Origin of the sequence: Yinghuangia seranimata, from assembly GCF_029953285.1 — a bacterium.
GTDB lineage: Bacteria > Actinomycetota > Actinomycetes > Streptomycetales > Streptomycetaceae > Yinghuangia > Yinghuangia seranimata.
On record NZ_JASAOI010000014.1, the window covers coordinates 232,612 to 246,801 of the forward strand.

Consider the following 14,190-nt stretch of genomic DNA (forward strand, 5'->3'; position numbering starts at 1 on the left):
CCGCGACCATCCGGTCAGGGGGATCGTCAGCGCTTCTTGGCCACTGTCACCTGGTTCAGGACGACGGGGGCCTTGGGCGTGCCGTCGGCGGAACCGTCCGCGGTGCCTGCGGTGGCGATCCGGGTGAGGACGTCCATGCCGCCCGTGATCTTGCCGAACGGGGTGTACTGCGGCGGCAGTTGGGTGTCCTTGAAGACGAGGAAGAACTGGCTGCCGTTGGTGTTCGGACCCGAGTTCGCCATCGCGATGGTCCCGGCGGGGTACGTCGCGCCGGTGAGGTTCTCGTCCGGGAAGGCGTAGCCGGGCGTTCCGGTGCCGGTGCCCGTCGGGTCGCCGCACTGGAGGACGTAGATGCCGTCGGTGGTGAGGCGGTGGCACTTGGTGTGGTCGAAGTAGTTCTTGCCGGCGAGGAAGTTGAACGAGTTGACGGTCGTGGGGGCCTTCGCGGCGTCGAGTGCGACGGTGATGTCGCCGCAGGTGGTCTTGAGGACCATCTCGTACGGGGCGGCCTTGTCGATGCTCATTGCCGGCGCGGAGGTGAACCACTGGTTCGTGGGGGTTCCGGGCGTGGGCGGGGTGCAGCCGAACTGGTCCGCGGCTCCGGGGTTGGTCGTGTTCGACGGCTTGGATGGTGTGGTGGGCCAGGGGGACAGCGTCGACGTCGACGTGGGTGAGGTTGTGGTTGTGGGGGCGTCGGTGGGGTTCTTTGTGGTGCCTGTTGTGGTGGCCGTGGCTGAGCCGCCCTTGTCGTCGCCGCCGCTGGTTGCCGCCCAGACGATGCCGCCGATCACGGCTAGGGCGACGACGGCGGCTACTGAGCCGATCACGACGTTCCGCCGGTTGGGGGGCGGCTGGGGGGAGCCGAAGGGGGTTGGGCCGTAGGGGGGCATGGGGCCGCCGGGCGGCGGAGCGCCGTGGCCCGACGGGGGGCCTGGGATTGGGGGGAGGGCTGAGGGGCCGATGGGTGGGCCCCAGTGTTGCGGGGGTGTTTGCGGAGGTGTTTGCGGAGGTGTTTGCGGGGGCGCTTGTGGGGGTTGCGGGGGTGTGTGCGGGGGCTGGCCGCCTTGCGGCGGGCCCCAGGGGTTCGGGGGGTGGGGCGGCTGGCCGCCCGGGGGCGGCGGCACGCCCGGTCCTGAATTCCAGCCCGGCTGACCCGTTGAACCCTGGTCGTCGACCACGCCCTGGCCTCCCATGTTTCGCACTGTCGCTAAGGCGATCACCGCCGGGGTGAGCCTAGGGCCTGGGGGGTTCTTGGGCTGCACCGTCCCTGACCTGGTTCGCTTTCGGTGGCCTGACGCCCGGGGGCGGGGTCCTTGACCTGCGCCGTTCCTGACCTGGTTCGCTTTCGGTGGCCTGACGCCCCTCCCGCTCTTTGATTTTCGCGCGGACGGCCCGCGCCTCAAGCCGTTCCTGGCAGCGCTTGGTCAGGTGGCCTGGTTCGGTTGCGGCTTGACCCGCGGGCCGTCCGCGCTGACTACCTTGGCGACTGGCGGGAGGGGCGCGGGGTGTGGACGCGCTTTGTTTGCTTTGCTCCGCCGGGCTGCGGTTTTGCTGGGGGTTCCGGGCGGGTTTTGTTGCTGGGGTTCGTTGCGCTGCCGGGTTCCTCTTCCAGCGTGGCGCGCGCCAGGGTCCTTCCCCTGGTCACTGTGTCGTCACGTATGCGAATCACCAGAACTCCCTCATTGGGGGGTCTCCGCGTCACACTCGCGTCACCGCGCGCCCAAGCCTGGTCCGGCGTAGCGTTTTGTTGGCTTTTGTCGCGTCTTCCAGGGAGGTGTCATGCGCGGCCGCTCTCTCACGGACGAAGTCCTCAAGCGCCTCGGCGACGAGCGCCTGGCGAAAATTGCTGTAGTGCTCGGCGTCGACCAACCTGCCGCGCGGCGCATCGTTCAGGACTCCGTCACGCCGATCGCGACCGCGCTGGCGGACGATGCCCACCGCAACCGCACCGAGGCCACCCGCGTCGCCGGGGCCATCAACGAGGCCATGCCCGTGTCCGGCGGCGCGGCCACTGGTGGGACGCGCCGGGGCTCGGCGTTGGCCGGGATCAAGGGCGGCATCCTCGCGCTGGTGATCCGCCGGGTCGCCGGCCCGGCCGCGCGGCGGATCGCGAAGAAGACCGGCATTCCGGTCCGTGTGGCGGTCACCCTCGCCGAGATGCTGCTCCCGGTGGTCATCGGGGTGCTCGCGAAGCGCCTCAAGGCCCGCAGCGCCGGCAAGGGTGTCGGGGCGTTCGACGTCAGCGGGGCGATCGCGACCGAGGCCGCCGTGCCGCAGAGGCCCAGTCGCCACGGCCTCGCGGGCCTGGTCGACCGCGTTGTCGCCGCGGTACGCCGCTGACGTCACCTGGGCGGCGCAGCGGCGTACCGGCTGCGTCTGTCAGCCCGAGTCCGACGAGTGGCCCGGGAACACCTTCGCCGACGGGTCGATGACCGTCATGGCGTTGTTGACCGCCGTCGCCGCCTCGCCGAAGCCGGTGGCGATCAGCTTGACCTTGCCGTCGTAGTCGGCGATGTCGCCGGCCGCGAAGACCCTCGTCAGATTGGTCCGCATCGAGGAGTCGACGAGGATGTGCCGCTTGCGCTGCTCCAGCCCCCAGCGGCTCATCGGTCCCAGGTCCGCCACGAACCCCAGAGCGGCGACCACGGCCTGCGTCGGGACCGTCCGGAGCGCGCCGTCGAGCTTGCCGACGATGTCCGCGGATTCGACGCGACCGTTGCCGCGCAGCGCGGTGACCTCGGCGGAGGTGATGACCTCCACGTTGGACGCGAGGACGCGCTGGACGGTGTGCTCGTGCGCGCGGAACTTGTCGCGGCGGTGGACGAGCGTGACGGTCTTGGCGAGCGGTTCGAGGCTCATCGCCCAGTCGAACGCCGAGTCGCCGCCGCCGACGATGAGCACGTCCAGGTCGGCGAGTTCGGCGAGCCGCGGGACGAAGAACATCACGCCTTCGCCGGTGAAGGCGTCGGCGGCCGGGAGCGGGCGCGGGCTGAACGTGCCGATGCCGCCCGAGATCAGCACGACCTTGGCGTGCACGGAGAGGCCCGTGTCGCAGGTGACCGTGACGGACTCGTCGGTGTGCTCGAGCTGTTCTGCGCGGTGCCCGAGCAGGTAGACCGGGTCGAACTGGGCGGCCTGTTCGCCGAGCGCGTCGACGAGGTCCTGACCCTTGACGGCCGGGAAGCCCGCGACGTCGTAGATCATCTTTTCGGGGTACATCGCGGTGATCTGCCCGCCGATCTCGGGCAGTGAGTCGAGGACGGCGACCTTCAGGCCGCGGAAGCCGGCGTAGTACGCGGCATAGAGGCCGGTCGGACCCGCACCGATGATCAGCAGGTCGGCTTCGACCGGTTCGGTGGCGCTGGGCTGAACGGGCTGGGACACGCGTGCTCCCTCCGTAAGGGGTCGTGCGTCGACGGCCGACGGCGACACGTGCCGACCGGATTTCTGACGGTTGGCCAGCCCTGATGTGATCAACCGCAGAAGCCGCGACGACGATACCGACGGCGACCGCGCGTCCACCCTGATACGTGCCCCGCGTCACAGCCCGGAAAGCCCGTCGTGGCCGCATGTCGCATGGGATGTCGAGTTCTCGCGCCCCCGGGCGGCGTCACCCGTACGACGGCACACGCATGGGGGGTGCGCGGGGTCGGTACGGCCGTCCGGGTACGCGCCGGGCGTCCGACGAGAACCTGTTCTCATTGCCGTCACGTGTCACTAAGGTCCGCGGCATGGAAATCTCGTGCGCCCTGCCCCCGTCGGCGGAAGCCCCCGAACTGATCGCCGAGGCCGAGCGCCTGGGCTACGCCCGCGCGTGGTGCTACGACTCGCCCGTGCTCTACGGCGACGTGTGGATGACCCTCGCGCTGGCCGCCCAACGTACGACGCGGATAGGCCTCGGTCCGGCCGTCCTCGTGCCGAGCCTGCGGCACCCCATGGTGAACGCCGCGGCCATCGCGCACCTGGCCGAACTCGCCCCCGGCCGGGTCGCCGTCACCCTCGGCGCGGGCTTCACGGGACGCATGATGCTCGGGCAGCGCCCCATGCCGTGGTCGCAGGTCGAGCCGTACGTCGCCGCCGTCCGGGCGCTGCTGCGCGGCGACGAGATCCTGTGGGAGGGCAAGACGCTCCGCATGCTCCAGCCGCCCGGTCACGGCGCCGCCCGGCCGCTGGCGGATGTGCCGATCCTGCTCGGCGCCGAGGGCCCCAAGGGTCTGGCGGCCGCGGAAAGGCTCGCCGACGGTGTGTTCTCCGTCGGCTCGGTGCAGAAGGCCGGCGCCTTCGGCTGGCGCGCCACGCTGCAGTTCGGGACCGTGCTCGAGGAGGGTGAAGACCCGCGCAGCGACCGGGTCCGCGAGGCGGCGGGGCCGGCGGTCGCGGTGATCTACCACGCGGTGTACGAGCGTGCCGGTGCCGGCGTCGACGGGTTCCCCGGCGGCCAGACCTGGCGCGAGTCCGTCGAGCTCGCCCCCGAGGACGCCCGCCACCTGTCCGTCCACGACGGCCACCTGGTCGCCCTCAACCGGCACGACCGCCTGATCTGGGAGAAGTCCCGCGACCTGGCCACGCAGCTGACGTTGACCGGCACCGCGGAGGAAGTCCGCGCGAAGATCGCCGAGATGGGGAAGAACGGCGTCACGGAGCTCGCATACCAGCCGGTGGGCCCTGACAAGGCCCGCGAACTCCGTGCCTTCGCCGCCGCTGTCGGGCTCGGGGAGTAGGACGGGTCGCGGACGGATGAAGGGGGACAGCCCGGCGCGGTGCCGCGCCGGGCTGGACTCCTACTGGCCCGGCGCCCCCGACGGCCCCGTCTCGCCGCCCTTGCGGCGCAGGTAGCGCTCGAACTCCAGGGCGATCGCCTCGCCGGACGCCTCCGGGAGGTCCTCCGCGTCGCGCGCCGCCTCGAGGGTCTGGACGTACTCGGCGACCTCGGTGTCCTCCGACGCCAGCTGGTCGACACCCAGCTGCCAGGCGCGGGCGTCCTCCGTCAGGTCGCCCATCGGGATCGACAGGTCGAGGAAGTCCTCCAGCTTGCGCAGCAGCGCCAGCGTCGCCTTCGGGGACGGCGCCTGCGACACGTAGTGCGGCACCGCCGCCCAGAACGTCAGCGCCGGCATGCCCGCGTGCGCGCACGCCTCCTGCAACACGCCCACGATGCCCGTCGGGCCCTCGTAGCGGGTCTGCTCCAGGCCCAGGCCGCGCGCCACCACCGGGTCCGACGTCGTCCCCGTCACCGGCACCGGCCGCGTGTGCGGCGTGTCGCCCAGCAGCGCGCCCAGCGTCACCACCGTCTCGACGCCCAGCTCGTGCGCGAACCCCAGCAGCTCGTTGCAGAACGACCGCCACCGCATGTTCGGCTCGATGCCGTGCACCAGCACGATGTCGCGGCGCGGCTCCGGCACGCGTACGACGGAAAGCCGCGTCGTCGGCCACGTGATGCGGCGCGTGTCGCCGTCCATCCACACCGTGGGCCGGTTGACCTGGAAGTCGTAGTAGTCCTCGGCGTCGAGCGCGGCGAAGACCTCGCCGCTCCAGACCTGGTCGAGGTGCGCGACCGCGGAGGACGCGGCGTCCCCCGCGTCGTTCCACCCCTCGAACGCGGCCACCATGACGGGGTCGACCAGCTCGGGGATGTCGTCGAGCTCGATCAAGCCGGTGCCTCCTGCGTCGCTACTGCTTCGTCGTACCGTCGTACCGCCATGCCGCGCCGGCCAACCTTCCGGCCGACACGACCAGCCTACGGCTTTGCGCATCCGCCTTCCGGGGGAAGGGCATCGGTAAACACCCCCATACCCCCGGCCGCGTTCCGCCGAGCGTGAACACCGACCGCGCTCGGCCCCGGACCTCGACAGCGGGCGACAGGGTGACCGCCCAGTGTGACGCTGCGCCCATCTGGTGGGACGGTCCACGGAAATCGCAGGCGTCCTGGTTACGCTGTTCGCCCGGCCCATCATGGGTCGACCAAGCCGACAGCCGTCGCACCCCAGGGAGAATCCTGATGACCGCAACATCCGCGACCCCCCAGCAGCTGCGTGAAGCGATCGCAACCCGCGTCGTCGTCGCGGACGGGGCGATGGGCACCATGTTGCAGGCGCAGGACCCCAGCCTCGACGACTTCCAGGGCCACGAGGGCTGCAACGAGATCCTCAACGTCTCCCGCCCCGACATCGTCCGGTCCGTCCACGAGGCCTACTTCGAGGTCGGCGTCGACTGCGTCGAGACCAACACCTTCGGCGCCAACCTCGCCAACCTCGGCGAATACGACATCTCCGACCGCATCTTCGAGCTGTCCGAGGCCGGTGCCCGCCTGGCCCGCGAGGTCGCCGACGGCTACTCCACCGCCGACCGCCCCCGCTGGGTCCTCGGCTCCATCGGCCCCGGCACCAAGCTGCCGAGCCTCGGCCACACCACGTACGCCTCGCTGCGCGACGCCTACCAGGCCAACGCCGCGGGCCTGATCGCCGGCGGCGCCCACGCCCTGCTCGTCGAGACGACACAGGACCTGCTGCAGACCAAGGCCTCCATCATCGGCGCGCACCGCGCCAACCAGGCCGCCGGCAGCGACCTGCCGGTCTTCGTGCAGGTCACCGTCGAGACCACCGGCACCATGCTGCTCGGCTCCGAGATCGGCGCCGCGCTCACCGCGCTGGAGCCGCTCGGCGTCGACCTGATCGGCCTCAACTGCGCCACCGGCCCCGCCGAGATGAGCGAGCACCTGAGGCACCTCGCCCGGCACGCCAAGATCGGCGTCTCCGCGATGCCCAACGCCGGCCTCCCCGTGCTCACCAGCAACGGCGCGCACTACCCGCTCAGCCCCGAGGAACTCGCCGACGCGCACGACGTGTTCGTCCGCGAGTACGGCCTGTCCCTGGTCGGCGGCTGCTGCGGCACCACGCCCGAGCACCTGCGCCAGGTCGTCGACCGGGTCCGCGGCCACGAGATCACCCCGCGCCGCCCGCACCACGAGCCGGCCGCCGCCTCGCTGTACCAGTCGGTGCCGTTCCGCCAGGACACCTCGTACCTGGCCATCGGCGAGCGCACCAACGCCAACGGCTCCAAGGCGTTCCGCGAGGCGATGCTGGTCCAGGACTGGGAGAAGTGCCTGGAGATCGCCCGCGACCAGTCCCGCGACGGCGCCCACATGCTCGACCTCAACGTCGACTACGTCGGCCGCGACGGCGCCGAGGACATGCGCCAGCTCGCCACCCGCCTGGCCACCGCGACCACGCTGCCGCTCGTCCTCGACTCCACCGAGCCCGAGGTCATCAAGGCCGGCCTCGAGGCGCTCGGCGGCCGCGCCGTCGTCAACTCGGTCAACTACGAGGACGGCGACGGCCCCGACTCGCGCTTCGCGAAGATCGCCGCGCTCGCCAAGGAGCACGGCGCCGCGCTCGTCGCCCTCACCATCGACGAGGAGGGCCAGGCCCGCACCGCCGAGTGGAAGGTCCGCGTCGCCGACCGCATCATCCGCGACCTGCGCGACAACTGGGGCTTCGACGTCGCCGACGTCATCGTCGACTGCCTCACCTTCCCCATCGGCACCGGCCAGGAGGAGACCCGCCGCGACGGCATCGAGACCATCGACGCCATCCGCGAGATCAAGCGCCTCTACCCGGAGGTGCAGACCACGCTCGGCCTGTCCAACGTCTCCTTCGGCCTCAACCCGGCCGCCCGCATGGTGCTCAACTCGGTGTTCCTCAACGAGTGCATCGACGCCGGCCTCGACTCCGCGATCGTGCACGCCTCCAAGATCCTGCCGATGGCCCGGATCCCCGAGGAGCAGCGCGAGGTCGCCCTCGACATGGTCTACGACCGGCGCCGCGACGACTACGACCCGCTCGTGCGCTTCATGGAGCTGTTCGAGGGCGTCGACGCCAAGTCGGTGAAGGCCTCGCGCGCCGAGGAACTGGCCGCGCTGCCGCTCGGCGAGCGCCTGGAACGCCGCATCATCGACGGCGAACGCCAGGGCCTGGAGGCCGACCTCGACGAGGCCCTGCTCACCCGGCCCGCGCTCGAGATCATCAACGACACGCTGCTCGGTGGCATGAAGGTCGTCGGCGAGCTGTTCGGCTCCGGCCAGATGCAGCTGCCGTTCGTCCTGCAGTCCGCCGAGGTCATGAAGAGCGCCGTCGCGTACCTCGAACCGCACATGGAGAAGTCCGACGCGGACGGCAAGGGCACCATCGTGCTCGCCACCGTCAAGGGCGACGTCCACGACATCGGCAAGAACCTCGTCGACATCATCCTCAGCAACAACGGCTACAACGTCGTCAACATCGGCATCAAGCAGCCGGTGTCGGCGATCCTCGAGGCCGCCGAGGAGCACAAGGCCGACGTCATCGGCATGTCCGGCCTGCTGGTCAAGTCCACGGTGATCATGAAGGAGAACCTGGAGGAGCTCAACCAGCGCGGGCTCGCCACCGGGTACCCCGTCATCCTCGGCGGCGCCGCGCTCACCCGCGCGTACGTCGAAGAGGACCTGTACGACATCTACGCGGGCGAAGTCCGGTACGCCCGCGACGCGTTCGAGGGCCTGCGGCTCATGGACGCGCTCATGGGCGTCAAGCGCGGCCTCCCCGGCGCCGAGCTCCCGCCGCTCAAGCGCCGCAAGGTCGCCGCGGCCACGCTCGTCGAGACCGCGCCCGAGGACATGCCGGCCCGCTCCGACGTGTCCGTCACCAACCCCGTGCCGAAGCCGCCGTTCTGGGGCGACCGCGTCGTCAAGGGCATCCAGCTCGCCGACTACGTCTCCTGGCTCGACGAGCGCGCCACGTTCATGGGGCAGTGGGGGCTAAAGCCCACCCGCGGCGGCAACGGCCCGTCGTACGAGGAGCTCGTCGAGACCGAGGGCCGGCCGCGGCTGCGGTACTGGCTCGACCGGCTCGTGACCGAGAACCTCCTCGAGGCCGCCGTCGTCTACGGCTACTTCCCGTGCGTCTCCAAGGGCGACGACCTGATCGTCCTGCACGAGGACGGCTCCGAGCGCACCCGCTTCACCTTCCCGCGCCAGCGCCGCGACCGGCACCTGTGCCTCGCCGACTTCTTCCGGCCCGAGGACTCCGGTGAGGTCGACGTCGTCGGCTTCCAGGTCGTGACGATGGGCTCGAAGCTCTCCGGCGCCACCGGCGAGCTGTTCGCCGCCAACGCGTACCGCGACTACCTCGAACTGCACGGCCTGTCCGTGCAGCTGGCCGAGGCCCTTGCCGAGTACTGGCACGCCCGCGTCCGCTCCGAACTCGGCTTCGCGGGCGAGGACCCGGCGGACATCGACGGCATGCTGAAGCTCGAGTACCGCGGCGCGCGGTTCTCGCTGGGTTACGGGGCCTGCCCCGACCTGGAGGACCGGGCCAAGATCGTCGACCTGCTCGACCCCTCGCGCATCGGCGTCGACCTGTCCGACGAGTTCCAGCTCCACCCGGAGCAGTCGACCGACGCGATCGTGCTGCACCACCCCGAGGCGAAGTACTTCAACGCACGCTGAGCCGGACCCGCCGACCCGGACCCGCCCACGCGGTCCGGGTCGGGGATCCCGCAGGCCTGTCGACGGCGCTACGCACTCCTCAGGCCCGTTCTGCCAAAACCCCCAGCAGTGGGGGAGCGCGCAACCGGTCGGATCGTCGCACCGGGCGTGCCGGTTCCGGAGAAAGGCCCCGCCGTGCTGCCCGACGTCGTCGCGCTCCTGCGCTGCCCGCACTGCGGCGCCGACCTCGCTCCCGACGGCTCCGCGCTGCGCTGCCCCGCCCGGCACACCTTCGACATCGCCCGCCAGGGCTACGCCAACCTCCTCGCCGGCGACGCCAAGGCCGGCACCGCCGACACCGCCGACATGGTCGCCGCCCGCGACGCCTTCCTCGGCGCCGGGCACTACCGTCCCATCGCCGCCGCCCTCGCCGAAGCCACCGCAGACGCCGCGCGCCGCGCCCCCGGAGCCGTCGTCGACGTCGGCGCCGGGACCGGGCACTACCTCGCCCACGCCCTCGACGCCGCCCCCGACCGCGTCGGCCTCGCCCTCGACATCTCCAAGTACGCGCTGCGCCGCGCCGCCCGCGCCCACCCCCGCGCCGGCGCGGTCGTCTGCGACGCCTGGCGGCCGCTCCCCGTCCGCGACGCCGCCGCGGCCGCCCTCCTCAACGTGTTCGCGCCCCGCAACCCGGCCGAGCTCCGGCGCGTACTGCACCCCGAAGGACGCCTCCTCGTCGTCACCCCCACCGCCCGCCACCTGGGCGAGCTCGTCGGCGCCCTCGGCCTCCTGCGCGTCGACGACGACAAGAAGGCCCGCCTCGACGAGGCCCTCGACCCGCACTTCACCCCCGTCCGCGCCGACGTCATCGGCTTCCCCATGAACCTCACCGACACCGACGTCGCCACCGTCGTCGGCATGGGCCCCAGCGCCTGGCACACCGACCCCGCGGAGCTGGCCCGCCGCATCGCGGAACTTCCCCGGCCACACGTCGTTTCCGCCGAGGTCACCCTGTCCGTCTACGCTCCGCGACGCGCGTAGCCGCCACGCGTTTCGGCTTGCCTCCAACCGCACGGTCACGGACAATCGAGGGCCCATCACCAGCGAGTGAGGCAGCGACGGAAGGGGACGGCACGCTGCGCCCGCCCCGGCACGACCGCCGGGCGCGCCAGGCACGACACGAGAGGCAGGTGGCCATGACGGCTCTCGACACCGGGACCCAGCCCGCTCCGGACCTCGAAGCGGTCCTCTGCGACATGGACGGCACCCTGGTCGACACCGAACGCAGCTGGTTCGCCACCGAGGTCTCGGTCATGGCCGACCTCGGCTTCCAGCTCGGCCCCGAGCACGCCCCACGGCTGCTCGGCAGCCCCATGGAACCCGCCGTCACGTACCTGCTCGGTGTCTCCGGCGTCGACATAGCGCCCCTCGAACTCGAACGGCGCATCAACGAGCGCATGGTCGAGATCCTCAGCAGCGGCGTCGACCTGCGGCCCGGCGCCAAGCGGCTGCTCGCCGACCTGGACGCGGCGGGCGTGCCGCTCGCGCTCGTGACCGCGTCCTACCGGGCCATCGTCGACGCGGTGCTGCCGTCGCTGGGCGCCCACCACTTCAGCGTCACCGTGGCGGGCGACGAGGTCGAACGGCCCAAGCCGGCCCCCGACCCGTACCTGACCGCGGCGGCGGGCCTCGGCGTCGACCCCGCGCACTGCGTCGTCCTCGAGGACTCGCCGACCGGCGTCGCGTCCGGAGAGGCCGCCGGATGCGTCGTCGTCGCCGTCCCGAGCATGACCGACATCCCGGCCGGGCCCCGGCGCACCGTGGTCCAGTCGCTCGAAGGCGTCGACCTGGGGCTGCTGGAGGCACTGGTACGGCGCCGCACACGCCGCTGACCGGCCCCGGACACAGGGAAGCGGACGGGCCCTGAGACCCGTCCGCTCCGCTCCCCGTGCCGTTCCCCCGTGGTCGGCGTTCCCCCGAAGCCTGTGTCCCTCCCCGGTCGGCCGCCTCCCGGCGGTCGGCCCCTTCCCCGTACCAGGCCCGTCAGGAGCCGGCCCTCGGCGATCTCCCCATCGCCGACGACCGGTTCCGCCGTGCTCCGCCCGTGCCCCGAAAGGCGCGGGCCCCCGTTTCCCCGTGTTCCCGGCCGCCCCCACGTCCGGGAAAGCTCCCACAAGGCCCCCCGTGGACCCTGTGGGCTCTCACTGCGATGACCGAAGCCACCGCCGGAGGCCCAGGCGGCCCACCTTGGTGGATCCCCCGTGCACTGTCAGTGTTGCGACAACGCGGGTAGACCGTCGTCAGGGAAATCCCTCGACATCACCGAGAGGCCCTCACGCCCGGCGAGTCGGTACACGGAACAGGGCCCCACCCCCCTCCGCCGGGCCTCCGCATACGGCGGCCGCGCCCCCGCCCACCTGCGTGCGAGCCCGCTGCTTCGTCACGACTAGGACCCCCCTCCTCCGCAAGTCGCAGTCCCCCCGGCCCCCGGCTCCTCCGTGCGGACGAGACGCCGCCCCGGGGGCGAAATCGGCAGGTCACAGCCTCTACCGTGGACCTGTGACAGCTGCCCACGACGACGTACGCGCCGGCGCCCCCGCAGTCGCAGACCCGCATCCCCCCGCGCCCGTCCTGGCCGCGCCCTCCGCGCACCCCGGCGCGGCGTCGGGCGGGCACCCCGAAGACGCGCCGCCCTCGCGCGGCGAGCGGGCCCGGGAGCGGCTGCACGGGTGGCTCGACGAGCTGCGTCAGGGCGAGGGCACGCTGCTGCGCAAGCCCGCCCCGCTCGACGTCGTCCTCGTGGTCGTGCTCGCCTTCCTCGCGGTCGGCGGCCTGTTCATGGACGACCTCGGCACCGACACGCGGCGCCCCGCCGACGCCTTCGGCGTGATCCTCGCGCTGCTGTGCGTCCTGCCGCTGCTGTGGCGCGCCAGCCACTCGCTGCGGGTGCTGGTCGCCGTCACCATCCCGTTCCTGATCCTGGCCGCGCACCACTACGGCGCCGCCGGCGCCAGCCTCGGCCAACTCGTCGCGATGTACAGCGCCGCCGTCAGCCGCCCCCGCATCCCCGCCGCGTTCGCGCTGTTCTTCGCCGAGGCCACCACCATGGTGTGGCTCGCCGTCGGCGACCGGCAGATCGGCTTCGTCGACGTGCTGGCGAACCTCGCCGCGCTCTTCGCGGTCTGGGCGTTCGCCCGCAGCGTCGGCTTCCGCCGCGCCTACACCGCCGAACTCGAGGCCCGCGCCGACCGCTTGCTGCACACCCGCGAAGCCGACACCCGCGCCGCGATCGCCGAGGAACGCGGCCGCATCGCCCGCGAACTGCACGACGTCGTCGCCCACCACGTCAGCGTCATGACCGTCCAGGCGTCCGCCGCGCAGCGCACCCTCGCGCGCGACCCCGACCGGGCCCGCGAGGCCATGGCCGCCGTCGAGCAGACCGGCCGCGCCGCACTCGTCGAGATGCGCCGCCTCGTCGGCATCCTCCGCGGCAACGACGCCGACAGCGGAAAGCTCAGCGAGGGCCACAACGCACCCCAGCCCGGCCTCGACGCCCTCGAAGTCCTCGTCGGACAGGTCCGTGAGGCCGGCATCGCCGTCGAGCTGTCCATCGAAGGCGTCCCGGCCGACCTGCCGCCCGGCATCGACCTCGCGGTCTACCGGATCATCCAGGAAGCCCTGACCAACACGCTCAAGCACGCAGGCCCCGCGGGCTCCCGCGTGCTGCTGCGCTACCGGCCCGACGAGATCCTGGTCCGGGTCGCCGACGACGGCCGCGGCGCCGCCGCCAACCTCACCGCACGCGAGGGCGAGCGCACCGGGCACGGCCTGCTCGGCATGCGCGAGCGCGTCGCCCTCTACGGTGGACGCCTGTACGCCGGCCCGCGCGCCGGCGGCGGCTTCGAAGTCCTCGCCCGCATCCCGCTGGCCCCCGCGGACCGCCCCGCGACCACCCGGCACCCCGCCCGTGCCACCGAACGACTGGAGCAGAACCCCGCATGACGATCCGCGTGATCCTCGTCGACGACCAGCCCCTGCTGCGCACCGGGTTCCGCATGATCCTCGAGGCCGAGCCCGACATCGCCGTCGTCGGCGAGGCCGCCGACGGGCTCCAGGCCGTCGAGCTGGTGCGCACCCTCCAGCCGGACGTCGTCCTCATGGACATCCGCATGCCGCGCATGGACGGCGTCGAGGCCACCCGCCGCATCGTCGGCAACACTGCCGGCCGCGACAACGCCTCCACCGAACCGGCCGGCGCGCGCGTCCTCGTCCTGACGACCTTCGACCTCGACGAGTACGTCGTCGAGGCCCTCCGCGCGGGCGCCAGCGGCTTCCTCCTCAAGGACGTGCCCGCCGACGACCTCATCGCCGCCATCCGCGTCATCGCCGACGGCGACGCCCTCCTCGCCCCGAGCATCACCCGCCGCCTGCTCGACATGTACGCCTCCCGCCTCCCCGCGGCCGAGGACCCCACACCCGACACCCTCGCCATGCTCACCGAGCGCGAGGTCGAGGTCCTCCGCCTGGTCGCCCGCGGCATGTCCAACGCCGAGATCGCCGCCGAACTCTTCGTCAGCGAAACCACCGTCAAGACCCACGTCGGCCACGTCCTGACCAAACTCGGCCTCCGCGACCGCGTCCAAGCCGCCGTCTACGCCTACGAAAGCGGCCTCGTCCGCCCCGGCGCCCTCTGACCCCGAACACCCGGATACGCTCCCCGAGATCTACCT

10 protein-coding genes are annotated in these 14,190 nt (G+C 72.2%); 7 read left to right on the forward strand and 3 right to left on the reverse strand.

Annotation, left to right across the window (positions count from 1 at the left end; genetic code table 11):
* Nucleotides 1-26: 26 nt before the first annotated feature.
* Complete coding sequence (locus QI554_RS10730) at nucleotides 27-827, reverse strand: peptidylprolyl isomerase (protein ID WP_343230776.1); 801 nt, start codon at nucleotides 825-827, stop codon at nucleotides 27-29.
* Between the two features lie 952 nt (nucleotides 828-1,779).
* Here QI554_RS10730 and QI554_RS10735 point away from each other — a divergent pair.
* Entirely contained in the window at nucleotides 1,780-2,340 is a 561-nt protein-coding gene (locus QI554_RS10735) for a DUF937 domain-containing protein (protein WP_281468511.1), read from the forward strand.
* A 39-nt stretch (nucleotides 2,341-2,379) separates the two neighbouring features.
* Here QI554_RS10735 and QI554_RS10740 read toward each other — a convergent pair whose 3' ends face one another.
* Nucleotides 2,380-3,384: an NAD(P)/FAD-dependent oxidoreductase gene (locus QI554_RS10740; protein WP_281468513.1), complete on the reverse strand. Its 1,005-nt coding sequence runs from the start codon at nucleotides 3,382-3,384 to the stop codon at nucleotides 2,380-2,382.
* 347 nt (nucleotides 3,385-3,731) lie between these two features.
* Between QI554_RS10740 and QI554_RS10745 the strand changes: the two genes are divergently transcribed.
* Complete coding sequence (locus QI554_RS10745) at nucleotides 3,732-4,721, forward strand: LLM class flavin-dependent oxidoreductase (protein WP_281468516.1); 990 nt, start codon at nucleotides 3,732-3,734, stop codon at nucleotides 4,719-4,721.
* 60 nt (nucleotides 4,722-4,781) lie between these two features.
* Here the strand turns inward: QI554_RS10745 and QI554_RS10750 are convergent, their stop codons facing one another.
* Nucleotides 4,782-5,651, reverse strand: a complete 870-nt coding sequence (locus QI554_RS10750; protein ID WP_281468518.1) for a PAC2 family protein — start codon at nucleotides 5,649-5,651, stop codon at nucleotides 4,782-4,784.
* Nucleotides 5,652-5,998: 347 nt separating this feature from the next.
* Between QI554_RS10750 and metH the strand changes: the two genes are divergently transcribed.
* The 5 genes from metH to QI554_RS10775 all read left to right on the forward strand — a co-directional run bounded on the left by metH (nucleotide 5,999) and on the right by QI554_RS10775 (nucleotide 14,154).
* Nucleotides 5,999-9,481 (forward strand): methionine synthase, encoded by a 3,483-nt coding sequence (gene metH, locus QI554_RS10755; protein WP_281468520.1) that lies wholly within the window; start codon nucleotides 5,999-6,001, stop codon nucleotides 9,479-9,481.
* Nucleotides 9,482-9,655: 174 nt separating this feature from the next.
* The gene (locus QI554_RS10760; RefSeq protein ID WP_281468734.1) at nucleotides 9,656-10,501 is read left to right on the forward strand and encodes a putative RNA methyltransferase; all 846 of its coding nucleotides are present in this window, start codon (nucleotides 9,656-9,658) and stop codon (nucleotides 10,499-10,501) included.
* 155 nt (nucleotides 10,502-10,656) lie between these two features.
* Nucleotides 10,657-11,352 (forward strand): HAD family hydrolase, encoded by a 696-nt coding sequence (locus tag QI554_RS10765; protein ID WP_281468522.1) that lies wholly within the window; start codon nucleotides 10,657-10,659, stop codon nucleotides 11,350-11,352.
* Nucleotides 11,353-12,019: 667 nt separating this feature from the next.
* Nucleotides 12,020-13,462 carry a sensor histidine kinase gene (locus QI554_RS10770; protein WP_281468525.1) on the forward strand — a complete coding sequence of 481 codons (1,443 nt, stop codon included), beginning with the start codon at nucleotides 12,020-12,022 and terminating at the stop codon, nucleotides 13,460-13,462.
* Nucleotides 13,459-14,154 (forward strand): response regulator, encoded by a 696-nt coding sequence (locus QI554_RS10775; protein ID WP_281468527.1) that lies wholly within the window; start codon nucleotides 13,459-13,461, stop codon nucleotides 14,152-14,154. The genes QI554_RS10770 and QI554_RS10775 overlap by 4 nt, the downstream gene beginning before the upstream one ends.
* Nucleotides 14,155-14,190 lie beyond the last annotated feature (36 nt).